The organism is Chitinophaga caseinilytica (assembly GCF_038396765.1).
Taxonomy (GTDB): domain Bacteria; phylum Bacteroidota; class Bacteroidia; order Chitinophagales; family Chitinophagaceae; genus Chitinophaga; species Chitinophaga caseinilytica.
On the sequence record NZ_CP150096.1, the window covers coordinates 3,911,447 to 3,937,501 of the forward strand.

Sequence of the window (26,055 nt, forward strand, 5' to 3'; positions counted from 1 at the left end):
TTTTAAACAACGAACATGAAACGAATTATCTATATCATCCTGTGCGTTTGCGGCGGTACGCCCCTGTTTGCCCAAACCACGAAAGAGTTGCAGGTAGACGGGATCAAAGTGATTTTCAAGAAGACGGAAAAATCCGTCGCCACCGTGAACCTCTGCATCCGCGGCGGTGCCGCCAATATCACGGAAGCGCAGCAGGGGCTGGAACCCCTGGCACTGCGGACCGCGCTGAACGGCGGTACGGCTTCCGTGAACAAAGACGCGCTGTCGGCCGAACTGGAAAAACTCGGGACGGAGTTTTCCGCCGGTGCTAAAAACGACTTCACCTTTATGACCATGACCTGCCTTCGCGACAATTGGGACCGCAGCTGGGCGCTGTTTTCCGACGCCGTGCTGCACCCCGCGATGGACGAAGGCGAGTTCAAGCTGGAGCGCGACCGCATGGTGTCTGGCGCCAAGCAACTGGAAGCCGATCCCGATCAATACCTCCGCATCCTGGCCGCCCAACAGCTTTTTGCGGGAACGGACTATGCGAAGCGCGTGAACGGCGTTCCGGAAACGTTGGAAAAACTCACCCTCGCCGACGCGAAGGATTTCTACAAAAAACTTCTGGGCAAGCAGCGGATTTATCTCGTAGTGGTCGGCAATCTGGATGAGAAAGACATTGTCTCGAAAGTGAAAAGTACCCTGGCGGCGCTCCCGTCCGGCGAAGCCCCGCGCAAGCCTACGGCTGCAGCCATCAAGCCCGGCGTGAATGTTTCCGACCGCCAGTTGGCCACCAATTACATCATTGGTTTCGGAAATGCGCCGAAGTATTACTCGCCCGACGGGCCACTTTTCCAGTTTGCCATGAGCATTCTGTACGATCGTTATTTCGTGGAGCTGCGGACGAAGCGAAGCCTGTCTTACGCCCCGGCCGCCGGCTACAACAACGCATTCATCGAAACGCCGGCCGCGCAGCTGTATATCACGACGGTAGACCCGAAGCAGTCGCTGGAAGTGATGACGGCTATCATCAACGACGTGAAGGAGAACGGTTTCAAGCCGAAGGAAATCGAGAACAAGAAGAAATCCTACCTCACGAATTACTACATGACCAACCAGAGCAGCGGCGCGCAGGCCAACGTGATGAGCACCTGCGAGGCTTCGGGCAACTGGCGCATCTTCGACGAGATCAATACCCGTATCGGGCAGGTGAAGACGGAAGATGTGAACCGCGTTTTCGGGAATTACCTCAACGAAGTACAATGGACGTACCTCGGTAATAAGGATAAAGTGGCGGAGTCGGACTTCAAACAACCGGCGCCGGCGAAACTGCCCGCTTCGAACGTGAAGAAGCCGAAAGATTAAGGGAATTCAAATTGCTTATACTGCAGAATCCGCCGCAAAAGCGGATTTTGCGTTTTGGTACATATGGATGGGAGCGCAGGGGAGACGTGTGGCTTCATGATGCGACGAAGATGCAGCGTTCGATTAGCTTTTTTCATTATATTGTGCCTATGAAGCAGTACACATGCATGTTTGCGACCCTGTTGGCTGTGGCTTGTGCTTCGTCTGAAAGGCAGCCGAATGAAATCCGCGAGATCCGGGCAACGAGCGAAGCCGTGCTGGCAACGATCGAAAAGAAGGACATCAAGGCCTTCCGCGAGCTGGTGGGGGTGCCGCTGGAGCAGATCGGCCAATCGGAAGCAACGCTGGCCCGGAAGTTCGACCGTATTTGCCGGGTGTATGAAGAATATGCGCCGAATGAAAGGCCGCCGGTTTTTGTGACCGACTCTGTTTCAACTTACAATAAACGCGTCGTTTTTATTCCCATTTACAGCGGGAAGGGCCTGAAAGGTTCGGTAGGGCAGGTGCGACTGATGCTGCTCTTCGGCCCGAAGTCGCATTACCCTTACAATAAGATCTCAGATATCGAGCTGCACGTTTTCAACCACGAAATGAACGAGCTCCCGCTGCCGGATGCGGAGCTGCCATCGCCCTGAAGCAAAGCTGAAACCCTCACTGCCGCCGCAGTGTGCGACGCAATGGGTGCTGAGCGTTAATCTGCAGTCTGTTTCCTCCTGATTTTATTCCAGATGTTGCCGAAAAATTCTTCGGGAGAGGGAATGTATACCGGATACATGGCATCGAAAAATTGAATGTCGGCGATCGTCCAGGTGCCGTTTTCATACTGCCTAGCTACAATCTTGCCTTTAAAATAGATACGGAGCGAGTGCTGCGGCGGCTTGAAAAAGCCCGCAATCCGGTGGCGCATTTTGAAGTCGGCAAATGGTCCTGATATGGTGCGATGCTCGTTTCGGTCGGTGTAATCGATGTAAACGAGTCCGTTTTCAATCTGGATGTAGTTAATGAAGTAACGATGCCTGCGGAACTTGAACGGTATTTGAATTAAAAGGATAAATGGTAACCCGACCATTAAAACGAACACTTCATCTGATATCAGAAACAGCGCAATGCAAAGGAATCCGGGAATTATTGTCGAAATCAACGACCAAATGAGTGACTTAAGGTAAGTGTGTTGTCGCCGGAAACTTCTTTCCATAGTAAGGGATTGGGAAGGTGACGTCAGTTCTTTTTCTTCTTCTTTTTGGCGTCTTTCTCCGCTTGTTTCGCGGCTTCTTCCTCCGCTATTTCATCGTAGGTTTTGGGTTCTTTCAGGTTCGATTTGCTCTTGTCGAAAGGCACGCCCACCGGCACTTTGCCTTTTTCAAGCGCGTCGTGGAATATCTTTTCTACGTGTACCCATTTGCCGGCCTGCCATTTGAAGCCTTCGTAGTCCATATCGGGGACGAGCGTAAATTTTTTGGTTTCTTCGCCGGTTTCGGAAATGAGGTGGTCGTAAATGATAAGATTGGCTTCGGGGTTCCAGTTGAGGCTGGCGGCCGCGTCGCGCTTGTATTCAAGGATAAACCGGTTGCGCGTGGGCTTGCGAACGGTATCTTCCACGAAACTGAAATAGGGGCCGCCGAAAACGGGCACGCTGTCTTTGAAAGTGAGCATTTCCGCGATCTTCTTCTGGCTGCGCATGTTATTGGCATCCCAGCCGAACAGGGTGTAGTATTCAGCGTTAAAATACCGCCGCTGGATGATGGCGTAGTAGAGGCATCCGTACCATCCGTGGTGATTGGTGATCGTATCCGTATTGGTGGTGAAGTCGGAATTGTCGAACAGCGGGAACAGCTTCAGGGAGCCGTCTTTCGTGTTCATCTGGATCACGCCGAAGTGGCGGAACGTACTGTTGTCGTTTTCCAGTGGCCAGGTGAAGATGCGGAAGGTACTGTCTGCCGGGTAGACCTTCGCCATCGTCGTCAGCGAATCGAACGGGAAGTAGAAAGAATACGGCGTTTTGAGGGCTTTGACGAGCGCGGGAATGAACGCGTCGTTCCTCGTGCTGCGCACTTCCTGGGTTTTACCGTTGATGATCTCGTAGCTCATGGCGCGCAGGGAATCCTGCCGCTTTTCGAGTTCGGCGAAGCTGGCTGCCGGGAGCTTTTGTCCAAAGGCGGCTGCGGTGGAGCATATGGCGATGATGAGGAAGATGGCTTTCATGATACTAGACTTATTAACCCCAAAAGCATCGATTTATTGCAGGGATTCGAGCGTTTTTACGAAATGGCCCCAGGAATATAGCCCCTTTTGCTCCCGGATAAAGGCGTTGAAGCGGCCGGCCGGTTGCTCCAGGAACCGGAGGATACCGTCTGCAATGGCCGTTGCATCAGGTGTTACGACATATCCCGCCTTTCCGTCCGGCACAATTTCCGGGAGGCCGCCCACATGGGTTACCAGCATGGGCTTTTCGAAATGGTAAGCCATCTGCGAGATGCCGCTTTGCGTGGCGGTACGGTAGGGCTGGACGATGAGGTCGGCCGCGGAGAAGTAATATTTCACGTCGGCGTCCGGGATGAAATCGCTGACGATTTTCACGTTGTCGCCGATGAGTGGTTCGTATTTCTTCCGGTCTTCGTAGAATTCCCCGGCTACCACGAGCTTCAGGTCGCCGATGGCGCGAATGCGCGGATCGGCCATGGCCTGCAACAAGAGGTCGAGCCCCTTGTAATGCCGGATGAACCCGAAAAACAGGAGGTATTTGCCTTGCTCGTCCAGACCGAGATGGCGGCGCGCTTCCGGGGCCGGGAGCGTATCGCCGAAATGGTCGTACACGGGATGGGGCGCGAATGCGGCGGGTTTATCGGTGAGCCGGCGGATATCGCTCAGCACTTCGCGGCTGAGGGTGATGAACGCGTGGCAGCTGTTCACGAAATATTTGGTGAGCGCGGCATCGCCCGGCCGTTTCTCGTGGGGGATGAGGTTATGTACCAGCCCCACGATGCGGGAATGCCCGTTCTTGCGGATAATGCGCGCCAGGCTGCCGAGGCTCATGGCCATGAGGGGCATCCAGAATGCAACGATCACCATGTCTGGCCGTTGCCTGCGGATGGCGAGCCCCGTTTTCCGCCAGTTCAGCGGGTTGAGGGAATGTACGCTGCGTTTGATGCGAAGCCCGGCAGGAGCGGGCGCCGAAGTATATTGTTCCTTCCCGGGGAACATGAACCCGGGATACTGAAAAGAGAACGTATGGATCTCCACCTCGTGCCCCTGCGCGATGAGCTCACGCGCCAGCCGCTCGTTGAAAGCAGCAAGCCCTCCCCGTATAGGGTGGGCGGGCCCGATGATGACGATTTTCTGCGGAGCAGCCATCAGTCTTCGTTTTCAAGGATTTCCTCCACGAGATAGGAGTTGCGCTCCGGCGCGTTGCGCGCTACCAGTTCGGCGATGAACCCCGTGAGGAACAGTTGCGAACCGATGATCAGGAGCAGCATGGCGAGGAAAAACAGCGGCCTTTCCGTCATTTTGTACTGCATCCAGAATATCTTGGCCGTGGCCAGGTACCCCGCGATGATGAACCCGATGAGGAAAAACAACGTGCCCAGCGCACCGAAAAAGTGCATGGGCCGCTTCCCGAAACGCCCTACGAAAGTGATGGACGCGAGGTCGAGGAAGCCGTTGATGAAGCGCTCCAGCCCGAATTTGGTGGTGCCGTATTTGCGCTTGCGGTGCTCCACCACTTTTTCGCCGATGTTGCGGAACCCGCTCCACTTGGCGATCACGGGAATGTACCGGTGCATCTCCCCGTATACTTCGATGGTTTTTACCACCTTTTTACGGTACGATTTCAAACCGCAGTTGAAATCATGCAGTTTGATGCCGCTCATTTTTACAGTGGCCCAGTTGAAGAGCTTCGAAGGGAGGTTTTTGGTCAGCGTGTTGTCGAAGCGCTTCTTCTTCCAGCCGCTCACCAGGTCGTACCCGTCGTCTACGATCATACTGTAGAGGCCGGGGATTTCGTCGGGCGAATCTTGCAGATCGGCGTCCATCGTGATGACCACGCGGCCCTGGGCCTTGCGGAAACCTTCGTTGAGCGCGGCCGATTTGCCGTAGTTGCGCTGGAATTTGATGCCTTTGACGTTCGGGTTTTCGTGGGAAAGCTGGCGGATCACGTCCCACGACTGGTCGGTGCTCCCGTCGTCTACCATCCATACTTCATAAGAGAAGCTGTTGGCTTGCATGACGCGGTCGATCCATGCCGCCAGTTCGGGCAGTGATTCTTCTTCGTTTTTTAAGGGAACGATTACGGATATGTCCAGGTGTTTCATTTCTTTTTGGCTAAGGCGGCTCCCAGCAAAGCGGCAACAGTACCGGGGAGCACGTACAACATGAGGATGCCAGACAGCACGGTTACGGGGAAGGCCTGTTTCAGCCGTTCGAACTCTTCCGCATGGGTTTCAGGCATATTGGCCTGCGGCCCCATGGCGATCATGTCCTGGATGAATTGTTCCTTGTAACCGGGCATCATCATCGCGAAGAGCATGAACAGCGCAGCGAAAACGACGGTGGCGGCGGCAGTGGTGCGGAAACCCGTGCCGAAAACCTCACCGAAGCTGGCTTTGTGGTCCATATCGCGGGAAAAGCGCAGGCAGGAAGCCACTACGGCCACCACCAGCACGCCCAGCGCGATGATGCGGAAAAAGATATTATTGGAGCTGGCGCCGGTAAAATGTTGCGTCAGCAGCAGTGCGAAGTTGATGCCTGCGGCCAGGAGGCCGAAGCGGAGATGCGTTTTGTTCTTCATGACCGGAACCAGGATTTTTGTTGACGAATGATGCCGGTTACACTGCCTTTCGCGGACTTGCCGAGGAAAGGCGTGTTGCGGCTTTTGGACTGGAAGCGGTCGTCGCTCAGCGTATATTCCGTTTCAGGCTCGAAAATGGTAAGGTTGGCAGGAGCGCCTTCGGCGATGGGGGACACCGGTTGACCGAATATGCGCCTCGGATTGTCTGACAGCAGTTTCACCAGCCGGTCCGTCGCCAGTTCTGGCAAAGCGGCGCGTAGCGCGGCGAATGCCGTTTCCAGGCCGATCATGCCCGGTTTGGCATATTCGAATTCCACCTGTTTGGCGTCCCAGTCCTGCGGCTGGTGGTGTGTAGCGATGCAATCCACCGTACCGTCTGCCACGGCGGCGCGCAGCGCGTCCACATCGTCTTGCGTGCGGAGCGGCGGATTCACTTTCAGGAAGCTGTCGTACGAAGCCATGTCCGCATCCGTGAACAGCAGGTGGTACGGTGTTACGGAGCAGGTAACCTGCAACCCGCGGGCTTTGGCCGCTGCGATGAGGCGGATGGATTCCCGGGTGGATACGGCGGTTACGTGGAGGCGGGAGCCGGTATATTCGAGGAGGTCGAGGTCGCGCTTGAGCATGATCTCTTCGGCGATGGCCGGTTTGCCGGGCATGCCGAGGCGGGTGGAATGGATGCCTTCGTGCATGAGGCCGTGACCGGAGATGGTGGTGTCGTCAGGGATCTGGATCACGGTGCCGTCGAAAGCTTTTACGTACTGGAGCGCTTTGAGCATGAGGCCCGACGACTGCACAGGTTTGAGCCCATCGGAGAAGGCTACGGCGCCGGCGTCGCGCATTTCGTACATTTCCGCGAGGGAAGCGCCTTCCAGTTTTTTGGTGATGGCGCCGACGGGCAGTACTTCCGCCACGCTGTTGCGGGTGGAACTGTGCACATAAGCGATCTGCGATTTGGTATCGATCGCCGGCTGTGTATTGGGAACGATCATGACGGCCGTAAACCCGCCCGCCGCGGCGGCGAGGGCGCCGGATTGCAGATCTTCCTTGTACTCCTGTCCGGGATCGCAGAAATGGGCGAAAACGTCCATCCATCCGCCGGAAACGTGCAGGCCGCTGCCGTTGATCACGGTTGCGTTCCCCGGTGCAATTTCGTCGGCGATGGAAGTGATCACGCCATTGTCGATCAGTATATCTTTTCGTTGCCCGTTAAAAGGCGATTGTTCAGAAACGATGGTCGCGCTTTTCAGTAAAATTTGCATCTTTTGATTTTATCCCGTGCAAATGTACGCATAAATGTGACCGGATGTATAGCGTACGGGTAGCGGTTGTCAACAGTTTTTTGACAAAAAAACACAGAAAAATTTGTGAAAATGAAAACATTCGTTACTTTTGCATCCCGTCACAAACAAACGGACCGGAAGTTCGGGACGTAGCGCAGCCCGGTAGCGCACTTGCATGGGGTGCAAGGGGTCGCTAGTTCGAATCTAGTCGTCCCGACGAACTTAAAAAAGCCATCTCTTTCAGAGGTGGTTTTTTATTTGGACGAAGTTGTGAGTTGTTAAACTGCATCCATTTGCAGATATGAATTGTTAAATCCTTCAAAAAATATATCTATGAAATTTAAGAAACTTCCGTTCTGCGTTAGCCTGGCAGGGATGGCATTGTTCTTTTCTTGCGGTAAAGATGGCGCAGCCGGCACTAATGGGCAAGATGGTGCAATCAGCCTTATCGATATTCAACCACTCGAACCCGGCGATCAATGCCAAAATGGTGGCCTGGTAATTAAATCCGGGATCGATAAAAACGGGAACAAACAACTGGAAGCAGGAGAAATAGACCAGGTGAAAAATATCTGCAATGGAAATAACGGGGGGTACGATAAACAAATTATCATTCCCATCGATAAATTTGCAAATTCCCAAAACAACTTCGGCTATGGTGCCGGTAAGTTCATCCAATATGTCAATTTCGACATATCCAACTACAAAGGTGTTGATTCCGTAGTGCTTTTCGCAAAGGTTGCCGTAGGAAATCCCGGGAAAGGTATCTTTTCGTTATATAATTTTACAGACAAAGAAATCATCGGCGGTAGTGAAATTGAAAGCAATATTACCTATAGCTCAACTATGCCTTATTATCATTCCGGGAACTGTTTTCAGCACTTTCCCAAGAAAAGCATTGTGTTAGGCATATGCGTACAGCATGCAGACGGAGCTACATATGCAGAAGCAGAAGGCAGCTTCTTAGTGTTGTACAGAAAATAGCCAGTATATTTTGTTTTACCAACTCAAAAAGTCACCAATCGTTATTGGCGACTTTTTGAGTTTATATCGTGAATACATTGCGATGAGATCATCTGCTCTTACGCATTGATTATCGCTGAATGGAAGTGCAGTGCCAGTTCAACCAGCTGGCAGCGCTGCATCAGCACTTCCAACGTTTTCCCATTACACCTGTTCCTGCCTGGTTTTTACAAACGAAAAAGGCCCCCATCCAGGAGCCCTTTCGCGTATCAATTTGTTTACCGGTTATTGAAAAAGTTGCGCAACCTGCACTTGCTGTCCGCGTTTTACGGATACGTCCACGATTTTGTTACCGTATTTTACTTTACACGGCGTGCCTGATCTCGACAATATTGCCGCTTTCGCCAGTTTTCCGTCTTTCCATTGCATCTCCACGACAAAATTCCCCCGGGCCACAAGCCCCTTCACATGCCCATCTTTCCACGCTGACGGTAAGGCCGGCAACAGCTCGATGAAATCTTCATGGCTCTGTATCAGCATCTCCGCTATGCCCGCGATCACCCCGAAATTGCCATCTATCTGGAACGGTGGACAGGCATCGAACAGGTTATGGTAGGTGCCGCCGCCGTCGTTGTACCTGGTATCGGTTGCCGAAGTGGGGCGCAATTGGTTGTTCAGGATGGAAAGTGCGCGGTCGCCGTCCTGGAGGCGGGCCCACAGCGCGATCTTCCAGGCGTAGGTCCAGCCAACGCCCGCGTCTCCCCGGGCTTCCAGCGATTTCCTGACCGCCTGCGCCAGTTCGGGCGTTTTATGCAAAGTGATCTCGTTGCCGGGATAAAATGCGAACAGATGGGAGAGGTGCCGGTGTAGCGGTTCCACTTCTGCAAAAGCCTCCGCCCATTCCATCAAACGGCCGTCCGGACCGATCTGCGGCCTTGCCAGGTTGGCTTTCGCGTCGGCTACTTTCGCCAGGAATTCATCGTCGGGCATCCCCAGTATTTTGGCGCTCTGCAGGGTGTGGTCGAAGAGATCGTAAATCACCTGCTGGTCGTGAGCCGGGCCCATACTGATCTGGGCATTGGAGCCGTCGGGCGCTTTGAAGGTATTCTCCGGCGAAGGAGACGGGCCGGAAACGAGTTTCCCTGTTTTCGGGTGCTTCACCAGCCAGCCGAGGTAAAAACTGCTCGCGTCTTTCAGCAATGGATACGCCTTTGCGAGGAAGGCGCGGTCGCGGGTAAAGGCATAATGTTCCCACACGTGCTGCATGATCCAGGCGCCGCCGCCGATATGCATCCCCCAACTGGCCGATTCGCCGGGAGATGTGTATCCCCAGATATTGGTGATGGGATGCAATGCCCAACCATCGATGCCATACTGTATTTTGCCGGTTTTCTTCCCTGGTCCGGACAGCATGGCGATCAGGTCCATTAACGGAACGTGGCTTTCCGATAAATTGGCGACTTCCGCCGGCCAGTAGTTCATCTGCACGTTGATGTCTGTATGATAATCTCCGTTCCATGGCGTCTGGATCTTGTTGGCCCAGATTCCCTGCAGGTTGGCAGGCAGCCCGCCCGCGCGCGAAGACGAAAGCAGGAGGTAGCGCCCGAACTGGAAGTACAGCGGGTATAACACCTGCTCATTTTTGGTGTCGAAGTTCTTCTTCAGGAGCTGATCGGTGGGGATATCGTTCGTTGACCCGTCCAACTGAAAATCCACCCGTTTCATCATCCCGCTGAAATCGGCGGTATGCGCCTGTTTCAGTTTAGCGTAAGGTGTTGCTACGGCAGCCCGGGTAATGGCTTCCAGCTCTGTCGCGAAACCGGGATTGTGGAAGTCGGGATAATGCTGCCTGTAGCTGGTTTTGGCGGTTACAACGAGCGTAACGGCGGTGGCGTTCCTGATCTGCAGCCGACCATCGGCCGCTTTTACCGTGCCGCCGGTAAGTACGGGCGATACGTAGGTTTTGTACCGCATGCCTTCGCCACCGCGCCCATCGTTCATCACGCCTTCCATCAAAAGGGCATTGCCCTTAGCGGTAGTGGTATATCGTTCCGGCCGGTCGATGGAAACATCGAAATGGATGGCGCCGGGCTTGCTGGCCGTAAGCCGCACTACGAGCGCTTTTGCAGGGTGACTGGCGAAAACCTCCCGGGTGAAGGTAACGCCGTCCTGCGTGAACCGGCTAAGGGCGATGCCGTTCATGAGGTCCAGTTCGCGGTAATAATTGGTATAGGGTTGGCGGGAAGGGAAATCGAGCCAGAGGTCGCCCAATGTCTGGAAGCAACCGAACGGCACATTGGCGCCGTTGCCATGGCCGGAACCCTTGCCTTTCGTGATTTGCGTCTTATTGGTCAGTTCCGTGGCTTCCCGGTATTTTCCCTGGAAAAGCAATTCCCTGATCTGCGGCAGGTACTTCGACGCTTCGGGGTTGTCGCCTTCGTCCATACTGCCGCTCCATAATGTCATTTCATTCAATTGAATGCGTTCCCGCTGTACATCGCCGAATACCATGGCGCCAATGTGCCCGTTCCCCACAGGCAGGGCTTTCAGCCATTCGGGATCGCTTACCCAGCCGTCGGGATTGTCTTTGACGGCCGCATTGGCCGGCGTTGTGTACCAGATCCTGCCTGCCTTGTTGTTTTGGGCGTAAGCCGCTGTGGCCAGCAGGAGGCAGACGAGTGGTGCGCACAGCCATCTTTTAAACAGATACATGTAATGCTGTTTTGATTTTGGATGATAAATGCATTGAGAATTCCGATAAAAGTAGTGGTATCCCGGAAAAAGGACTGCCATTCCATTGACCGGTTCCGGTGGGATATTAGCGGGCGATCAGTTTTTCCTGAAATCTGTCGGCCGCGAAAGCGTAAAATCCTGGAACGCATCGCTGAAAGAACTGATGGTATTGTACCCCACCGCATAGGCGATATCGCCGATGGGCTGCTGCGTTTTCAGGATCAGCTCGATGGCCTTCACCATGCGCACCGTTTTGAGGAATTGCAGGAAAGACATGTGCAACGTAGCCTGGAAGAGGCGCGACATCGACCGTTCGCTCATATTGAATTGCCCGCAGATTTGCTTCGCCGTCAGCGGTTCCGCCAGGTTCTTTTCCAGGTAGCGGATGATCTTTTGCATCTGTTCGTTGTCCGTTGTGGGAAGAATGATGGGCAGCGCCTTGTTGTTTAACTGCGGCAGGATGTTTTTCAGGGCAACGAGGAATTCGAAGTTGTCGTCTTTTGGCGTTACATGCCTGCCGTCCCACCGTTCCGAAAAATTGATCATTTGGATGAGCAGCTCGCTGGCAGGGTAGATGCCGAGGCGGTTGTAGAAGGGATGGGCGTGATCGTCGTGCGCATAGAAGTAAAGGGAGCGCAGCACCGTGGCTGAATACCCGATGCGGAGGATGTGCTCCATGCCCCGGGGGATCCAGAAGTAATGCCGGGCCGGTACCACATAGGTTTTGAAATCGATCGTGATGTAGGCGATGCCGCCTTCCACATAGCTCAGTTGTCCTTTGGTATGCGAATGCAAAGGGATGAGCTTTTCGGATTTCTCGTGCATCACGAACACGCTTTCCTTTTTCTTGTCGATTTCCGGCAAGGATGCGATAAGTCCCATATCAGCGCAAACTTATTTTCCAGCGAAACTAATCCATTTTGGCCGGAATGATGAAAAGATTGACTTTTTTGGAGAAACCCGGCATGTGCCGGGATGGTAATTTTGCACCCACGATGAACCAAGGAAAATTAGTGCTCTTTTCGGGTTTGTTATTGGCGGCTTACAGTGCCTGCGGGCAAGCGCAGGGCGCCGGGAACGACACCTTAAGGATTTCACTTCCCCAGGCCTGGCAAAAGGCGGACGAACACAGCCGGCTGGTGGAATTACGAAAAACGTCCGCCGAAATTGCCGAAGAAGAAATCAAAGATGCCCGGATGGAGCGATTCCCCGAACTGGGCGTAAAAGGCACCGCCGAAAAAGCCACCAACATCCCCATTTACGAGAACGGGCTTTTCTCCAAACCTTCCCAGCATGAAGTGATCCACACGCTGTACCGGGTAGGCGCCGATTTCTACCTCCATCTCTATAATGGCAACAAACTGAACCTGAAGATCGCGGAGGCGAAAACCCTCCACCAGATCAGCCTCATCCGGAAAGACCAGGCCGTGTCTGACACCCGGTATAAAACTGCGGCGCTGTACCTCGAACTGCAGAAATCGCTCATCTACCGCAAACTGATCATCGAAGACATCGCCGACCAGGAAAAACAATTGCAGGAAATCAAGGCATATTACAGGAACGGCACCGTCCTCAAAAGCGACGTGCTGCGCGTGGAGCTCGACCTGTCGAAGCGCAAGCTCACGCAGGTGACCATCGAGAACGATATCCGCATCGCCACCCAGCAACTGAACATCCTCATGGGAGAACCCGATGAGCGAACGGTGGTCCCGGCCGATATCGATCCCCGTCCCGACGGAGAAAAGGACTATGAACAATATCTCGCGGAAGCCCTCGCGCATTCGTTCCCTTATCACATCTCGGAACAACAAACCGAACTGAGCAAGCTGCAATTGCGGAAAACGAAAGCCAATCTCCGCCCGAAAGCCGGCATTTATAGCGAATTCTACTATGCCAATCCCCAAATCTTCCTTTTCCCCTACAACCCTTACTGGTACTCGCTCGGCGTAGCCGGACTGAAAGCTTCTTTCCCCATATCCGAGCTCTGGCACAACGTCCACAAAGTACGCGCCGCGAAGCTGGAACTGGAGAAAGAGGAAATCGCGCATAAAGACACTGAAGACCAGGTGCGCCAGCAGGTGAAAGCAGCCTTTCTCCGCTATAGGGAGGCGCTCGTTCGCATCAGCGTAGCGGAAGCGAACGTGGCACAGGCGGTGGAAAACGCCCGCATCATCAAAAATACCTACTTCAATCATACTTCGCTCGTGACAGACCTCCTCGATGCCGACGTGCAGGTGCTGCAAACGCGGTTCGAGCTCGCGGCGGCGCGCATCCTGGCGCAAGACAAATACTTCCTCCTTCAAAACATTACTGGCATTCTTTAAAAGTATCATGAAAAAGAAATACACCGTAACCGACAGGCTGATTACCCGCATCACAGGCTGGATCGCCGGGATGATCGTACTGGCCCTGGCCGTTTGGGGCGTTTTCACGCTGTGGGGCTATTATACTTACGAACAAACCAACGACGCGCAGGTACAGGAATATGTGAACCCCGTCATCGCCCGGGCGGGCGGCTTTATCGTGGCCGTGAAGTTCGAGGAAAACGAACAGGTGAAGAAAGGAGATACGCTGCTGATCATCGACAACCGGGAATATGCGCTTCAGCAGGAGCAGACGGAAGCTTCCATCCGGAAAGCCGAAGCGCAATTGCGGGTATTGCAAAGCAATGTGCATACGCTCGGGAAAACGGCGGCGTCCGCCAAATCGAAGATCGCCGCTACGAAAGCGGAAGTCTGGAAGCAGCAGCTCGACTACGACCGCTACCAGCAATTGTACAAAGAGGAATCTGCCACCAAACAGCAGCTGGAGCATGTGAAAGCCACGCTGGACGTTAATACCAGCGATTACCAGTCGGCCGAAGACAACTACGGCGCCGCCGTTTCCCGCATTGGCGACATCGAAGCGGAAAAGACGGTCGTACTCGCGGAGATCGCCCGGCTGAAAGCCTTGCTGGACCGGCATAAGCTCGATGTGAGCTATACGGTCGTTACCGCATCGTACAACGGCCGGATGGGCCGGCGAACGGTGGAAGTAGGGCAGATGATCGACGCGGGAGAAACGCTGGCCTTCATCGTGAACGACGAAACCGACAAATGGGTGGTGGCCAATTACAAGGAAACGCAGGTGGCGAACATGCACATCGGTGATTCGGTGAAAGTGGTGGCGGATGCCTACCCCGACCAGGCGTTCAGGGGAACGATCATTTCCCTGTCTCCCGCAACAGGCTCCAGTTTTTCCCTGCTGCCGCCGGATAATTCCACGGGCAACTACGTCAAGATCGTACAGCGCGTGCCGGTGCGCATCCGCATCGACGGTGAAAGGAAAACCATCGATGTCCTGAAAGTAGGCATGAACGTGAATGTGTACGTCCGTAAAAAGCAGCATCGTGGATAATGCCATTCCCATCTTCAAGCCCTGGGTGCCGGAATGGGGCGTGAAAGTGATCCTGTTCCTGCTGGTCCTGCCCAGCATCGTCCTGTTTTTTCTGCCCATGGCCAATGTGAACGCCGCGGCGGGCTATTACGGCAGCGAGCCGGCAGACATCCAGTTTGCCGTAGCGCTGTTCTATGCGGGATATGTGGGCTTTTACAGCCTGGAGCGCCGTTTTTTTACCTACCTCGCCACCCGGGAATACTTCATCCTCTTCACGTTCCTGCAAATATTGACGAGCCTGGTTTGCTATCATACCCGCGAGATTTACATCCTGTTTCCCGTGCGCTTCGTGCAGGGGATGCTGTTTTCGTGTACCGTGAACCTGTCGCTCACGCTCATGTTCACCCGCCTGCGCAGCGAACGGGCGCGGGAGATCAGTTTCTCCGTCTTTTTCGGGTTGCTCCTGTGCGCGATGCCGTTCAATAATTTCGTGACGGCCGACCTGATAGACGCGTTCAATTTCAATATCGTGTACAAAGGCGCGCTGTTTTCATACCTGCCCTGCCTCGTATTGTTGCTGCTGGCGATGAACAATGTGCGCCTCAACGTCCGGTTCCCGCTGTACAAGCTCGATTGGCAGAGTTTTGCCATGTACAGCGTGGCGTTGTGCCTCGTGGGGTATATCATGATTTACGGACAGGAATATTACTGGCTCGGCGATTCGCGGATACGGTACAGCGTACTGGCGATCGTGGGGCTGGGGGCCTTGTTCATGTTGCGGCAGCGGGCCATGAAGCGGCCTTACATCGATCTGCGGGTGTTCCGGTACCGGAATTTCAGGGTGGGATTGCTGGTGCTGTTCGTCATGTACATTTGCCGGTTCGCGTCGGGGATCACGAATAGTTATTTCGTGAGCGTGCTGCGCTTCGACCCCATGCATCTTTCCTACATCAATTTGTTCAACCTGGCGGGATTGACGGCCGGCGTCATCATCGCCTGCGCCATGACGCTGCAGCAAAAGCGGATCCGGTACATCTGGCTGCCGGGGTTTTTCCTGTTGCTGGTGTTCCATGTGCAGATGTATTTCGGGTTCGATGTGCAGGCCGACGAGTTCAATTATTTCCTGCCGCTGTTCATTCAGGGCCTGGGCGTGGGAATGATCATGGTGCCGACGATCATCTACGCGATTTCGGCGGTGCCGGTTTCCCTGGGCGTTTCCGCAGCAGCGGCCTGCCTGGCGGTCAGGTACCTGGGGTTCGTGGTCAGTATCGGGATCATCAATTACTTCGAGCTATTCGGGAAAAGCAGGCATTATAATGCTTTTCAAGACCATCTTACCAAAACCGAGCCCGTGGTCAGACAGGCTTTGCAGGAGCAGGCGGGGCACCTGGCGGCGAGGGGGCTGGCCCATGCGCAATCCGTGAAGGGCGCGCATAAAATGCTGGTCGCGGATATCAACCGGCAGGGGCAATTGCGGTTTGCCATGGATTATTATGAAATGATGGCCGTCCTGATCATGAGTACGCTGCTCCTGATCGCGCTGTTCCCATATCTGAACAGGACTACGGCATATTTGCGTTCTCGCTGGCTTTCCCCGGCATAATCATGTATCAAAAAATCAGTGGAATGCGCATAAAGAAATTGTTTTTAGTGATGGCGGTGGGGATGATGGCCGCCTGCGGAAAGGAAAACCGGACGTTCCGTCTCAAAACCATCCGCCTGAACGATTACCGGCACCAAAATCCTACCGATCAAAAACGCTACCTGAAAGTGTTCGGCGATAATGGCCAGGGCGCCATCGCGGAGACGGGTTTTTATCCTGCAGGCCAAACCCTTCCCGCCACGTTCGGCATCCATCCGTCTATCCCCATGACGTTGTATCACAAGTCTTACCGCGTGCCGCTGTGGGGCGATGTTTCCGGGCTGATAGGTACATGTAGCGTGGATATGGGTGAGTACAAGATCATCTTCCCGATCGATATGGAAGTGAAAAACGATAGCCTGAGTATCTCGATCACGGGTAGTTGGGAATAATGAAGGAATAGAAGCTGTACCTGTCGGTCAACCACGCCAGTCTGAACTGTCCGCTACCGGGCGGGAGAATGTTCATCGCCCATATCCATTGCATTTAAATTTTCTGTAACTTCCGGTGTTCATTTACGACTCCAAATAAAACATTTTTCCATGGGCATATTCGACTTTATCAAAAATGAGTTCATCGAAGTCATCGACTGGGTGGATGACACTACGGATACTGTGATCTATAAATTCCCCGATAAGGGAGACAAGATCATGAACGGGGCTCAAATGACCGTGCGGGAATCGCAGGTGGCGGTGCTCATGAACGAGGGCGAATTCGGGGATATGTACCTGCCCGGCCGGCACGAGCTCACTACCAGCAACATGCCCATCACCACCACGCTGAAATCGTGGAAATACCTGTTCGACTCGCCCTTCAAAGTAGATATTTACTACGTAAGCACCCGGCAGTTCACCAACCTGAAATGGGGGACTTCCAACCCGATCATCGTCCGCGACCCTGAATTCAAACAGGTACGGCTGCGTTCTTTCGGGACGTACACGATGCGGGTTACCGATCCGAAGAAGTTCATCAAGGAATTTGCCGGCACCCATCCCTGGGTGCGCGTGGAATCGGTAAGCGAGCAATTGCGCAACGTGATCGTCAGCAAACTGGCGGAAGGACTGGCAGAAGCAGGCGTGTCGGTGCTCGACCTGTCCGCTAATTTTACCGAGATCGGGGAGAAGCTGAAGCCGGTTTTCCAGAAGGAATTCGACATATGGGGCATTGAGCTCGGGCAGTTCTTCATCGAGAACGTCACGCTGCCGGAAGAAGTGGAGAAAATGCTCGATAAAACGACGCAGCTCAACATGATGGCCGATAAGCTGAACCAGTTCAACCAGATGCAGGGCGGCATTGCATTGGAGAACCTCTCCAACAACCCGGGAGCCGCCGGCATGGCGGGCATGGGCGCAGGCGTGATCCTCACCAATATGCTCCAGCAGCAACAGCAGCCGGCCGCGCCGCAAAGCGCACCCGCCGCCGATCCCAACGAAAAACAAAAGCTGCTGGACCTCCTCAAACAACTGGGCGAACTGAAAGCTCAGGGCATTTTGACGGAAGAGGAATTCAATCAGAAGAAAGCCGAAATTCTCGGTAAACTATAAAGTTATCCGCAGCGGCCGGAAAGGGCCCCAAACCCGTTCCGGTCGCTCAAATTCAATACAGTCGCCGTTCTCCGATCTCACGCAAACATTAAATGGATTCCAAGACCGCCAACGCTCCCTTACTGCTGTTTCCCTGTCCGGGATGCAATGCCCAATTGTATTTCAACCCAAAACTGCAAAAGCTCGAATGCGAACATTGCGGCACGCAGGTAGACATCGACAAATCCACCGATCACATCCAGGAGCATAACCTCCGCCAGCAGTTGCAAACGGGTAACGATGCGGCGGTGACCGTGGAGCAGCGGGTTTATAAATGCAACCGCTGCGGGTCGGAATCGGTTTTTATGTCGGAAACGCCCACGTTTACCTGCAGCTTCTGTAACTACGAGGCCGTAAACCCGGAAGCATATAAAACGAGGGTCATTCAGCCTTCGGGTATCGTTCCCTTCAAAGTCGACAAGCAACAATCGCTCGGCATCTTCAAAACCTGGATCGGAAAAGGATGGTGGGCGCCGGGAGATCTGCAGCAAATTGCCCGGCACGATGCTTTGCACGGCATCTACCTGCCGTTCTGGACGTACGACGCGCAAACCCACAGCAGCTGGACCGGCTACGGCGGCCGCTATTACTACGAAACGGAATCTTACACCGACGCACAGGGAAAACGTCAGACCCGCACGGTGCAACGCACGGAATGGATTTACCGCAGCGGCACTTTCGATCATTTTTTTGATGATATCCTCATCGGTGGTGCCACCGAACTTTCGCAAAAGGAATACGAAAGCGTGTTTCCTTACCAGCTGGATGAATTGGTGAACTTCGACGCGCAATACCTGTCTGGCTGGGCAGCCGATGTGTACGACGTGGCCGTGCACGACGGATACACCAAAGCCGAAGCCATCATGGACGATTTCATCGAAAACGCATGCGCCGGCATGTGCCGGATCGATACTTACAAAGATTTGCGGGTCAACACCACGTACGCCGATCAAACCTACAAGCACATCCTGCTGCCTATCTGGCTTTGCACCTACGTTTATAAAAAGAAAACGTACCATTTCCTGGTAAACGGTCAAACCGGGAAGGTGCACGGGAAGAAGCCCGTTTCGGGATGGAAGGTAACGCTGGTAGTGCTGGTGGTGCTTGCTATCATACTCATTTTTATCATGATGGGGCAGCAATAATCTTACTGGAAAGCCTTGAGTAGACTGTCTTTGTACGCCGGCGACACTTCCACTTCTGTGCCGTCGTTCAGGTTTACATATCCGCCCGCGCCTTTATGGTACGATTGCACATAGTGGATATTGATGATATGCGATTTATGGACCCTGACAAAAGGGTGGGGCAGCATTTCTGAAAAGTGTTTCAGGAAGCGGCAGACCATCTTCTTGCTGCCATCGGTCAGGAATACGTCCGTGAAGTTCCCGTTCCCTTTCAGCCTTACGATTTCATGCATTTTCACGACATCGAACCCGTCCAGCGTGGGCAGGATCACCTGTTGCATGCCGGGGTTGTTTTCCCGTGCGTTTTCCATGATGATCCGGTTGCGATCGATCCACTGGCGCTGTTGTAATTGCTGCTGCACTTTGTTCACGGCCAGGATCAGTTCTTCGATGCTTACGGGTTTCAGCAAATAGTACGCCGCGCTCTGGTTCAGCGCCCGCAGCGAATATTCGGAGAACGCGGTGACGAAGATCGTTTCAAACTGGAGGTCCTGGCAACCTTCCAGCACATCGAACGCATTGCCGAAAGGCATTTCCACGTCGAGGAACACGAGTTGCGGTTGAAGGTCGTGCAGCACTTCCACGGCTTCCCGGCTGTTCTGCGCGGTACCGATTACCTTTACCTGCGGACAAAATTTCCCCAGGTAATTCTGCAAAGCCACGATGGCGGCGGTTTCATCTTCAACGATGACCGCTGTGATCTTTCCGGTTAAATTCATGCTTGTCCATTAAGGGAAGTTGCAATACCACGCGGGTGCCGGTGGCGCCGCTGGCGGTGATTTCCTCCATTTCCAGCCGGATGCGGAGATGGTAAATATCGTTCAACAGGTTGATGCGTTCCCGGGTGTTGGTGATGCCCCGCGACTGGTACGCCTTCTGGTGTGCGGTTTTCAGTTCCTGGCTCTTCGCCAGCCCGATCCCGTCATCTTCGATTTTCACGATGATATGCTGGCCTTCTTTCCGGAAGCCTACGCGCAGCAAGCCTTTCGTGTCTTTATACCGCAGTCCGTGCCAGACGGCGTTTTCGAGATGAGGCTGGATGAGCATATTGGGGATCATGGCCGTATCGGGGTCCAGCGATTCGTCGATTTCGAGGATGTACACGAATTTATCGCTGAAGCGGAGCTGCTCCAGGTCGAGGTACCTTTTCAGCTGTTCGGCTTCCACGGCCAGGGTAACGAAATCCCGGTTCGAATGTTCCATCACGTTCCGCATGAGGCCCGAATAGGAGGTAAGGTACCGGTTGGCCTCCATTTCGTTGTTTTCCGCGATGTATTGATTGACGCTGTTCAGGCTGTTGAATATGAAATGCGGGTTCATCTCCCGCCGAAGCGATTGCAGCGCGATCTTCTTGTTCTTGACCTTGATAGCCCGCAGCGACCGTACGATGAACACCAGCAGCACCACCATCGCCGCTACGAAAACGATGAGGAAATAATTGAGTTTGTTCTTGTTGTCGATAAGCGCCAACTGCAGCGCCTTTTCCCGCTCCAGGTCCCTGATCTTCCCCTCCGTGATGTCGAAAAGACTGGCATCCACCAGCGAGCTGTCTGTCCGGATGAGGGAATCGAGGTTGAGGAGGAAATTATCGTACCGCTGGATGGCCAGCGCATCCTTGCGTTGATGTTTGAGATAGCTCGTCAGCGCAATTAGACAATCTTTCGCCTTCGAGGTATTTCCGCTTTTGAACGCCAGCAAGTAGGCTTCTTCGAGGAGGTCGCCGGTTTTATCGGGCTGCTGGTGGTCGGCGTACAGCCGTGCGAGTTCCTGGAGTTGATCGATCTGGAGCGCCGTGTTGTGGGCTTCCCGGGCTTTGGCGAGGATGCTTTCGCTTTGCTGGATGGCGCCGGCGATATTATTGTCTTCCACGTACGCGCGGGAAATTTCCTTGCTGATGGCGGAAATATCGCCGGTGTTGTCGCTTTTATCGAGGGCCCGCTTATAGCTTTCGATGGCTTCGGTCTTGTTGTTCTGGTTGAAAAGGCTGTTGCCGAGCTGGCGATAGGCGTCGGCGACTTCGGATTTTTTGCCTTCCTTCTCGAAAATCGCGACGTTGGACTGCGCGTAATCCGTTTGTCGTTGGGGATTGTCGGCGTTCAACAGGCGGTTGGCGTCGTTGAAATTGGCGCGTTCGAGCGTGGTGTCGGAAGACAGCTTGCCGGCCGATAGGTAACTGGAGATGGCGGGTTTTATCTTGTGCTGCAATTCCTGCACCTTGCCGAGGGCGCGGCTGGCGGGCGCGGCATTGCTGTGTTTAAGCCGGAGGTAGATGTCCAGCGCTTTTTTGAGATATTCTTCCGCTTTGGCGTAGTCATTCTTTTCCGTCAGTTCCGTGGCCAGGGCTTCATAGCTTTTGGCGGTTTTCAGTTCGTTATCGTCGGCATACAGCGATTTCTCCAGCTCCCGCGCGGCTTTGGACCGGCCGTCGTATTTGACCTTCTTGCTGGCGGGCGTGCTTTCACGTTCCTGTTTCTGGGCAAAAACGGAGAAGCCGCAGCAAAGCAGCCCGATCGATATTATAATGACGAAACACTGTCGTACCATGGCGATGAATTCCCGTGCAAAATAGGATTTTTCCCCGCCGGAGCGGAATATTTCACCCAGTGAACCGCCCCTTTCACCAAGTGCGCCGAAAGCGTAGGGCGAGACCGGCTAATTTCAGGTCATCAAACTAACGCCAAGCATATGAAAACTGTAATCATTACCGGGATCACCGGTCTGGCCCTGACCTCGGTCCTCCTTGCCTGGAAATACAACGTTTCGCCCGTGGCCCATCAAACCCCGGTTACAACAGCAACGCCCTTGCCCGCCCAGGCGCCGGCCTCACCGAAAGACAATACCGGGACGCGGATCCAGGTGGCCCTGCTGCTGGACACCTCCAATAGCATGGACGGCCTCATCGACCAGGCCAAATCCCGCCTGTGGAACATCATCAATACCCTCACCACACTAAAATATCAGGGAAAAACGCCCGTCATCGAGATCGCATTGTATGAATACGGGAACGATGGCCTGTCCGAAACCAACGGCCACATCCGCGAAGTGCTTCCCCTGACTACCGACCTCGACCTGCTGTCGGAAAAACTGTTTTCGCTTAAAACCAACGGTGGACAGGAATACTGCGGCGCTGTGATCAATACCGCCGTGAAATCGCTGGAATGGGGACGCGACGAAGCCGATATGAAGCTGATCTATATCGCCGGCAACGAACCCTTCGATCAGGGGCGGATTTCCTATGTCAATGCCGCCGGAGATGCCCTGCGGAAAAGCATTTTCATCAATACCATTTTCTGCGGCGACAGGCAGGAAGGTATAAATACCCGGTGGAAAGACGGTGCGGACAAAGGGAAAGGGAAATACTTTTTCATTGACTCCGACGAGAAAGTGACCTACATCGAAACGCCCTACGACGCCCAGATCGACGCGTGTAACGAAAAGCTGAACGACACCTACATCGCATACGGCACCGTCGGCCGTGCGAAGAAAAGCAACCAGGCGCAACAGGATTACAACGCCAAATCCATTTCTGCTGCGAATTCGGCGGAACGTACCGTGAGCAAAGCGAAGGAAGTGTACAAAAATGAAAGCTGGGACCTGGTGGAGCGAAGCAAAAAGGACCACGCCGTGCTCAGCAAAATTAGTAAAGGCGACCTTCCGCAGGAACTGCAAGGCAAATCGGAGGCGGAAATCCGGCAAGTGATAGCGGCGAAGGGACAGGCGAGAGACAGTATCCAGAAAACGATCGCAGTGCTGGGTAAAAAGCGGCAGGAGTTCATCGATGCGAAGCGCAAGACGGCCAATGTGAAAGACGATCTGGGCACGGCCATCAATCAGTCTATCCTTCAGCTGGCCGCATCGAAAGGGTATTCGGTCGACAAGTGATCATTTTTCATCCCTATAGTTAAGGGCGAAGCCCCCGTCCCAACAGAAGCCGCAGGTAAAACTGCGGCTTTGCCAGTTTTTTGCGGAGGTCTACTTCGTGGAACATGCACGTCATCAGTTCCTGCAATTCCTTGTTCCTGGCGCCGAGCCGCATGAGCATATTGAGCAGCCAGGGGAAGCGGATGAGTTTTTGGAGGCGGGTGCTCATCGTGAGTTCCGGCCCCAGTACCCGCGCGATGTTTGCGTCGTAAGCCAGCATGGTGGCGGCGCTGAAATCGTTTGCGGCGATGCAGGCCGCGGCTTGCTGGGCAGCCATGCGTGCGGAGTACATCGCATTGCCGATACCTTCGCCGGTGAAGGGGTCGATGAGGAAGGCGGCGTCGCCCACCAGCATGTACCTTTCGCCCGACAGGCGCCGTTTCTTGCTGCCGAGGGGCAGTCCATATCCGTCGATGTTGCCCCGGAGCGTGGCGTCCCTGAACCGTTCCCGGAGCACCGGATCGCTTTGGACGGCATCCAGCAGCAATTGCTTCAGGTTTATCTTTCTGCGCCGCGCCACTTTGCTGAGCATGCCCACGCCAACATTGGCTTCGCCATTCGGCAGCGGGAAGATCCAGAAGTAACCGGGCAGCACGTTTTTGAGGAAGTGCAGTTCGATCAGGTTGTCGGCATGCAGGCCTTTGATACCGCTGTAATAGGCCCTGATGCCGGCTACATAGTGTTTGGGCTCCATGCGGATGCCGGCCACATCTTTCGTGAAGCCGGAATGCGCGCCGTTGGCGGCGATCACCAGTTTCGTCCTGATCTGCAGGCTGCCGGAGGCGTCCGTCAGCAGGTAGCCATCGGGCCGGAGGTCGTATTTCGTGATGGACTTTCCTTCTATCAGCTGCACCTGCGGACAGCGCCGCAGTTCTTCCACGAGGAAATTATCGAAATGAATGCGTTTGCAAACAAAGCCCCGTGGCTCGCCGGGCAGTTTTTCATAGCCGGGTTTATAGGGTATGTTGATGCTCATGCGATTGGCGGCGATGAACGTAACGCCCCAGCTGTCTTCCTTGAACACATATTGCTGCAGTCTTTCCGCAATGCCGGGATCTATGCGGGAAAGGAGCGTGAGCACTTTGCCGCTGAGGCCGTCGCCGCAGACTTTATCGCGGGGGAACACGGCCTTATCGACCACCACGCAGGGGATGCCCATATAAGCCAGCTGAAGCGCGGCGGTAGCGCCTGCCGGGCCGGCGCCGATAATGCAGATGTCGGTTTGGACCATATCGGTGCAATGTAGGAAAATGGAGGAAATTGGCGAAGGCGATTTTCAGCTTCGGACAATTGGCACAAAAAAAGACCTGCAGCAACGCAGGTCTTACGAGTTTGTGGTTTCGGGATCGGTTAGAATATATAGCTCCAGGTTGCGGAATATCCGTATCCGCCCGCAGCCGTTCCGTTGATGGTGCCGTAGGTGTACACCGTGCGGCCATCGTCGGTGTTGTCGACGTACAGGGAATAGCTTTTACCGTCGGGGGAAATGGTGATGTCGTGCTCGTAATAGGTCCGCTGCTGGGTAGCGGTGTTCACGGAATAGATATCGATAATGGTATCGTTTTCCGAGTTCATGACGAAAACGAGCTGACAGCTCCAGTCGAAGGGCGCCATGTAGTAAAGAACGGGTTCCGGGTAAGCGGCTTGCTGCATGGAGGCCGGGGCAACGGCTGCGGAGGCTTGCTGAAGGTTGGTGAATGCCAGGGATACCAACAGGATAAAGAGTGCTTTTTTCATACAATGGTTTTTTGGGTGATGAAAATGTACCATAAGATAATAACGCGAAGTCGCAGGACGTGTTTGCCGATGCGAAAACAAACAAATAACACAAACAGGAACGGGATAGGCTATACGTAATTGTAAGTGGATTGTCACCGCTGCGGAATGGCAGCAGTGGCAATTTCGGCGGATGACGAAGGTGCCGTGCGGATCAACCTTTGTTTTCGCGGAGGTGGGCCTGGTAATTCTGGAGCAGGCTGCGGATTTGCTCAGCAGCAACGGGATTAGCGGAATGGACGTAATATTTCAAATCCGAAAGATCGAAGCCGGATTCGTACACCAGCCATTTGGCCGCGGCATAGCCATCGGGCGCCAACCGGCCGGATGCATCCAGCCCGAGATCATTGTCGAAGCTGATGAAAGCCGGCAGCCCGCGCTCGAGGATCGTGGATTTGAACGCTTCGAACGAGCGTACGATGACAAAATCACTGGCCGGCCTGTCTTTATAGACCATGCCTACCGTTCGGAGGTCGTCGAGGAAAAGCTGATAAGCCATGATGGTGAAGGTTCCGTCAAATATACGATCCCCTCGTGAAATGAAATTTTTCCGGACAATGATGCAGAATTGAAAACATTTATTACTTTCGCGTCCCCGTAACACACGAAATCACCGGAATTCGGGACGTAGCGCAGCCCGGTAGCGCGCTTGCATGGGGTGCAAGAGGCCGCTAGTTCGAATCTAGTCGTCCCGACCAACAAGAGGTCACCAGTTAAACCGGTGGCCTTTTTTGTTTTCCGTCCGTTCCCGGATCAAACCGCTGCTAAAACTTCATCGTTCCGGCGACCAATAGCATAACCCCCAGTCCAATAGCCTGGAAGGGCGAAGTCGCGATATCCGCCGGTACCGACAGCGCCGTGAGCAGGTACCGGGTGCGTTTTCTTTTGTAACTGGGTTCCACCGAAATCATAATATTCCTTACTGGCTGGTACTTTCCGGCATAGGGCGTAGGCGGTTGGTACAGCAGGATGATGCGCTGCTGCGTTATGGGCCCGGAAAGGCTCCGGCGAGGATAGGCCCGCGCGTCCAGCGATAGCCGGAATCTGGCGCCGATCGGCGTATCCGTAGGTGAAGGCAAATAAAAACCTTCCTTGACATTACGTTGCCTGAGCTCGATGTTGGGCGTGAAACCCAGGCTGTCCGCTGTTTTTTCCAATACCGGGGAAATACCGTTGATCCCGCCTGGCGATCCGGCAAACAGCGTGTCTAAGATCTGGTGCCGGAGATACAGTTTCACGAGACTGTCGACCGGAAGCCTTACATGCACCGGCACGTTCCTTTCGAATTGGAAAGTTTTGCCCTGAAATTGATGGTGATATTCCCGGAATCGTCCGCATAGGCCTCCCTGATCGATAATGCTTTCTGGTGCTGCCGGTCGGTTTTGGCTTTCTGGATGACGGAACTGGTGATGCATCCGGAAAAGAGGAGCGGCACGATCAGGAGGGTACGAATGTTCATAGGCAG

25 protein-coding genes and 2 tRNA genes are annotated in these 26,055 nt (G+C 54.1%); 12 read left to right on the top strand and 15 right to left on the bottom strand.

Going from position 1 to position 26,055, the window contains the following annotated elements:
• Nucleotides 1-15: 15 nt before the first annotated feature.
• Together WJU22_RS16035 and WJU22_RS16040 are read left to right on the top strand one after the other, a co-directional pair.
• Nucleotides 16-1,347, top strand: coding sequence for a pitrilysin family protein (locus tag WJU22_RS16035; protein WP_341839188.1), 1,332 nt, complete (start codon nt 16-18; stop codon nt 1,345-1,347).
• 149 nt (nt 1,348-1,496) lie between these two features.
• Complete coding sequence (locus WJU22_RS16040) at nt 1,497-1,982, top strand: hypothetical protein (RefSeq protein ID WP_341839189.1); 486 nt, start codon at nt 1,497-1,499, stop codon at nt 1,980-1,982.
• Nucleotides 1,983-2,038: 56 nt separating this feature from the next.
• On the opposite strand, the gene WJU22_RS16045 is transcribed toward WJU22_RS16040, so the two are convergent.
• The 6 genes from WJU22_RS16045 to WJU22_RS16070 are packed head-to-tail and all read right to left on the bottom strand — an operon-like array spanning nt 2,039 to nt 7,392.
• A complete protein-coding gene (locus WJU22_RS16045) occupies nt 2,039-2,542 on the bottom strand; it encodes a hypothetical protein (RefSeq protein ID WP_341839190.1) in 504 nt (167 codons plus the stop codon).
• 23 nt (nt 2,543-2,565) lie between these two features.
• The gene (locus WJU22_RS16050) at nt 2,566-3,549 is read right to left on the bottom strand and encodes a hypothetical protein (protein ID WP_341839191.1); all 984 of its coding nucleotides are present in this window, start codon (nt 3,547-3,549) and stop codon (nt 2,566-2,568) included.
• Nucleotides 3,550-3,582: 33 nt separating this feature from the next.
• Nucleotides 3,583-4,698 (bottom strand): glycosyltransferase, encoded by a 1,116-nt coding sequence (locus WJU22_RS16055; RefSeq protein WP_341839192.1) that lies wholly within the window; start codon nt 4,696-4,698, stop codon nt 3,583-3,585.
• Nucleotides 4,698-5,654, bottom strand: a complete 957-nt coding sequence (locus WJU22_RS16060) for a glycosyltransferase family 2 protein (protein ID WP_341839193.1) — start codon at nt 5,652-5,654, stop codon at nt 4,698-4,700. Before WJU22_RS16060 ends, WJU22_RS16055 begins: the two co-directional genes overlap by 1 nt.
• A complete protein-coding gene (locus WJU22_RS16065) occupies nt 5,651-6,130 on the bottom strand; it encodes a DUF4199 family protein (protein ID WP_341839194.1) in 480 nt (159 codons plus the stop codon). Before WJU22_RS16065 ends, WJU22_RS16060 begins: the two co-directional genes overlap by 4 nt.
• The gene (locus WJU22_RS16070) at nt 6,127-7,392 is read right to left on the bottom strand and encodes a dihydroorotase (RefSeq protein WP_341839195.1); all 1,266 of its coding nucleotides are present in this window, start codon (nt 7,390-7,392) and stop codon (nt 6,127-6,129) included. The genes WJU22_RS16065 and WJU22_RS16070 overlap by 4 nt, the downstream gene beginning before the upstream one ends.
• Before the next feature lie 164 nt (nt 7,393-7,556).
• Here WJU22_RS16070 and WJU22_RS16075 point away from each other — a divergent pair.
• Both WJU22_RS16075 and WJU22_RS16080 read left to right on the top strand, forming a co-directional pair.
• A tRNA-Pro gene (locus tag WJU22_RS16075) sits at nt 7,557-7,630 on the top strand.
• A 116-nt stretch (nt 7,631-7,746) separates the two neighbouring features.
• On the top strand, nt 7,747-8,397 hold the full coding sequence (locus WJU22_RS16080; protein ID WP_341839196.1) for a DUF7151 family protein: 651 nt from the start codon (nt 7,747-7,749) through the stop codon (nt 8,395-8,397).
• 264 nt (nt 8,398-8,661) lie between these two features.
• Here WJU22_RS16080 and WJU22_RS16085 read toward each other — a convergent pair whose 3' ends face one another.
• Complete coding sequence (locus tag WJU22_RS16085; RefSeq protein ID WP_341839197.1) at nt 8,662-11,088, bottom strand: glycoside hydrolase family 95 protein; 2,427 nt, start codon at nt 11,086-11,088, stop codon at nt 8,662-8,664.
• A 117-nt stretch (nt 11,089-11,205) separates the two neighbouring features.
• On the bottom strand, nt 11,206-11,991 hold the full coding sequence (locus tag WJU22_RS16090; protein WP_341839198.1) for an AraC family transcriptional regulator: 786 nt from the start codon (nt 11,989-11,991) through the stop codon (nt 11,206-11,208).
• 113 nt (nt 11,992-12,104) lie between these two features.
• Here WJU22_RS16090 and WJU22_RS16095 point away from each other — a divergent pair, with 113 nt between their 5' ends.
• The 6 genes from WJU22_RS16095 to WJU22_RS16120 all read left to right on the top strand — a co-directional run bounded on the left by WJU22_RS16095 (nt 12,105) and on the right by WJU22_RS16120 (nt 18,854).
• Nucleotides 12,105-13,433 (top strand): TolC family protein, encoded by a 1,329-nt coding sequence (locus WJU22_RS16095; RefSeq protein WP_341839199.1) that lies wholly within the window; start codon nt 12,105-12,107, stop codon nt 13,431-13,433.
• A 7-nt stretch (nt 13,434-13,440) separates the two neighbouring features.
• The gene (locus WJU22_RS16100) at nt 13,441-14,505 is read left to right on the top strand and encodes an HlyD family secretion protein (RefSeq protein WP_341839200.1); all 1,065 of its coding nucleotides are present in this window, start codon (nt 13,441-13,443) and stop codon (nt 14,503-14,505) included.
• Nucleotides 14,498-16,087 (top strand): beta-carotene 15,15'-monooxygenase, encoded by a 1,590-nt coding sequence (locus WJU22_RS16105; RefSeq protein WP_341839201.1) that lies wholly within the window; start codon nt 14,498-14,500, stop codon nt 16,085-16,087. The genes WJU22_RS16100 and WJU22_RS16105 overlap by 8 nt, the downstream gene beginning before the upstream one ends.
• A 23-nt stretch (nt 16,088-16,110) precedes the next feature.
• Nucleotides 16,111-16,518 carry a hypothetical protein gene (locus WJU22_RS16110; RefSeq protein WP_341839202.1) on the top strand — a complete coding sequence of 136 codons (408 nt, stop codon included), beginning with the start codon at nt 16,111-16,113 and terminating at the stop codon, nt 16,516-16,518.
• A gap of 150 nt (nt 16,519-16,668) precedes the next feature.
• Nucleotides 16,669-17,670: an SPFH domain-containing protein gene (locus tag WJU22_RS16115; protein ID WP_341839203.1), complete on the top strand. Its 1,002-nt coding sequence runs from the start codon at nt 16,669-16,671 to the stop codon at nt 17,668-17,670.
• A gap of 92 nt (nt 17,671-17,762) precedes the next feature.
• Nucleotides 17,763-18,854, top strand: coding sequence for a hypothetical protein (locus WJU22_RS16120; RefSeq protein ID WP_341839204.1), 1,092 nt, complete (start codon nt 17,763-17,765; stop codon nt 18,852-18,854).
• A 2-nt stretch (nt 18,855-18,856) separates the two neighbouring features.
• Here the strand turns inward: WJU22_RS16120 and WJU22_RS16125 are convergent, their stop codons facing one another.
• On the bottom strand, nt 18,857-19,612 hold the full coding sequence (locus WJU22_RS16125) for a LytTR family DNA-binding domain-containing protein (protein WP_341839205.1): 756 nt from the start codon (nt 19,610-19,612) through the stop codon (nt 18,857-18,859).
• Nucleotides 19,575-21,437 carry a tetratricopeptide repeat-containing sensor histidine kinase gene (locus tag WJU22_RS16130; RefSeq protein ID WP_341839206.1) on the bottom strand — a complete coding sequence of 621 codons (1,863 nt, stop codon included), beginning with the start codon at nt 21,435-21,437 and terminating at the stop codon, nt 19,575-19,577. The genes WJU22_RS16125 and WJU22_RS16130 overlap by 38 nt, the downstream gene beginning before the upstream one ends.
• 141 nt (nt 21,438-21,578) lie before the next feature.
• Between WJU22_RS16130 and WJU22_RS16135 the strand changes: the two genes are divergently transcribed.
• Nucleotides 21,579-22,775 carry a hypothetical protein gene (locus WJU22_RS16135; RefSeq protein WP_341839207.1) on the top strand — a complete coding sequence of 399 codons (1,197 nt, stop codon included), beginning with the start codon at nt 21,579-21,581 and terminating at the stop codon, nt 22,773-22,775.
• 19 nt (nt 22,776-22,794) lie between these two features.
• Here the strand turns inward: WJU22_RS16135 and WJU22_RS16140 are convergent, their stop codons facing one another.
• The 3 genes from WJU22_RS16140 to WJU22_RS16150 all read right to left on the bottom strand — a co-directional run bounded on the left by WJU22_RS16140 (nt 22,795) and on the right by WJU22_RS16150 (nt 25,089).
• Entirely contained in the window at nt 22,795-24,045 is a 1,251-nt protein-coding gene (locus WJU22_RS16140) for a geranylgeranyl reductase family protein (protein ID WP_341839208.1), read from the bottom strand.
• Between the two features lie 119 nt (nt 24,046-24,164).
• Nucleotides 24,165-24,551: a hypothetical protein gene (locus WJU22_RS16145; protein ID WP_341839209.1), complete on the bottom strand. Its 387-nt coding sequence runs from the start codon at nt 24,549-24,551 to the stop codon at nt 24,165-24,167.
• A 193-nt stretch (nt 24,552-24,744) separates the two neighbouring features.
• Complete coding sequence (locus tag WJU22_RS16150) at nt 24,745-25,089, bottom strand: cyclic-phosphate processing receiver domain-containing protein (RefSeq protein WP_341839210.1); 345 nt, start codon at nt 25,087-25,089, stop codon at nt 24,745-24,747.
• Between the two features lie 122 nt (nt 25,090-25,211).
• On the opposite strand from WJU22_RS16150, the gene WJU22_RS16155 reads away from it, so the two are divergent.
• A tRNA-Pro gene (locus tag WJU22_RS16155) sits at nt 25,212-25,288 on the top strand.
• A gap of 66 nt (nt 25,289-25,354) precedes the next feature.
• On the opposite strand, the gene WJU22_RS16160 is transcribed toward WJU22_RS16155, so the two are convergent.
• Together WJU22_RS16160 and WJU22_RS16165 are read right to left on the bottom strand one after the other, a co-directional pair.
• Nucleotides 25,355-25,864 (bottom strand): hypothetical protein, encoded by a 510-nt coding sequence (locus tag WJU22_RS16160; RefSeq protein WP_341839211.1) that lies wholly within the window; start codon nt 25,862-25,864, stop codon nt 25,355-25,357.
• Nucleotides 25,849-26,049 carry a hypothetical protein gene (locus WJU22_RS16165; protein WP_341839212.1) on the bottom strand — a complete coding sequence of 67 codons (201 nt, stop codon included), beginning with the start codon at nt 26,047-26,049 and terminating at the stop codon, nt 25,849-25,851. Before WJU22_RS16165 ends, WJU22_RS16160 begins: the two co-directional genes overlap by 16 nt.
• Between the last annotated feature and the right edge of the window lie 6 nt (nt 26,050-26,055).

Coding starts and splice junctions, on each gene's coding strand:
- WJU22_RS16040 (WP_341839189.1), top strand. CDS start 1,497: ATGAAGCAGTACACATGCATGTTTGCGACCCTGTTGGCTGTGGCTTGT.
- WJU22_RS16100 (WP_341839200.1), top strand. CDS start 13,441: ATGAAAAAGAAATACACCGTAACCGACAGGCTGATTACCCGCATCACA.
- WJU22_RS16045 (WP_341839190.1), bottom strand. CDS start 2,542: ATGGAAAGAAGTTTCCGGCGACAACACACTTACCTTAAGTCACTCATT.
- WJU22_RS16135 (WP_341839207.1), top strand. CDS start 21,579: ATGAAAACTGTAATCATTACCGGGATCACCGGTCTGGCCCTGACCTCG.
- WJU22_RS16125 (WP_341839205.1), bottom strand. CDS start 19,612: ATGAATTTAACCGGAAAGATCACAGCGGTCATCGTTGAAGATGAAACC.
- WJU22_RS16080 (WP_341839196.1), top strand. CDS start 7,747: ATGAAATTTAAGAAACTTCCGTTCTGCGTTAGCCTGGCAGGGATGGCA.
- WJU22_RS16140 (WP_341839208.1), bottom strand. CDS start 24,045: ATGGTCCAAACCGACATCTGCATTATCGGCGCCGGCCCGGCAGGCGCT.
- WJU22_RS16085 (WP_341839197.1), bottom strand. CDS start 11,088: ATGTATCTGTTTAAAAGATGGCTGTGCGCACCACTCGTCTGCCTCCTG.
- WJU22_RS16070 (WP_341839195.1), bottom strand. CDS start 7,392: ATGCAAATTTTACTGAAAAGCGCGACCATCGTTTCTGAACAATCGCCT.
- WJU22_RS16095 (WP_341839199.1), top strand. CDS start 12,105: ATGAACCAAGGAAAATTAGTGCTCTTTTCGGGTTTGTTATTGGCGGCT.
- WJU22_RS16090 (WP_341839198.1), bottom strand. CDS start 11,991: ATGGGACTTATCGCATCCTTGCCGGAAATCGACAAGAAAAAGGAAAGC.
- WJU22_RS16150 (WP_341839210.1), bottom strand. CDS start 25,089: ATGGCTTATCAGCTTTTCCTCGACGACCTCCGAACGGTAGGCATGGTC.
- WJU22_RS16060 (WP_341839193.1), bottom strand. CDS start 5,654: ATGAAACACCTGGACATATCCGTAATCGTTCCCTTAAAAAACGAAGAA.
- WJU22_RS16120 (WP_341839204.1), top strand. CDS start 17,763: ATGGATTCCAAGACCGCCAACGCTCCCTTACTGCTGTTTCCCTGTCCG.
- WJU22_RS16050 (WP_341839191.1), bottom strand. CDS start 3,549: ATGAAAGCCATCTTCCTCATCATCGCCATATGCTCCACCGCAGCCGCC.
- WJU22_RS16115 (WP_341839203.1), top strand. CDS start 16,669: ATGGGCATATTCGACTTTATCAAAAATGAGTTCATCGAAGTCATCGAC.
- WJU22_RS16055 (WP_341839192.1), bottom strand. CDS start 4,698: ATGGCTGCTCCGCAGAAAATCGTCATCATCGGGCCCGCCCACCCTATA.
- WJU22_RS16130 (WP_341839206.1), bottom strand. CDS start 21,437: ATGGTACGACAGTGTTTCGTCATTATAATATCGATCGGGCTGCTTTGC.
- WJU22_RS16065 (WP_341839194.1), bottom strand. CDS start 6,130: ATGAAGAACAAAACGCATCTCCGCTTCGGCCTCCTGGCCGCAGGCATC.
- WJU22_RS16145 (WP_341839209.1), bottom strand. CDS start 24,551: ATGAAAAAAGCACTCTTTATCCTGTTGGTATCCCTGGCATTCACCAAC.
- WJU22_RS16110 (WP_341839202.1), top strand. CDS start 16,111: ATGCGCATAAAGAAATTGTTTTTAGTGATGGCGGTGGGGATGATGGCC.
- WJU22_RS16165 (WP_341839212.1), bottom strand. CDS start 26,049: ATGAACATTCGTACCCTCCTGATCGTGCCGCTCCTCTTTTCCGGATGC.
- WJU22_RS16035 (WP_341839188.1), top strand. CDS start 16: ATGAAACGAATTATCTATATCATCCTGTGCGTTTGCGGCGGTACGCCC.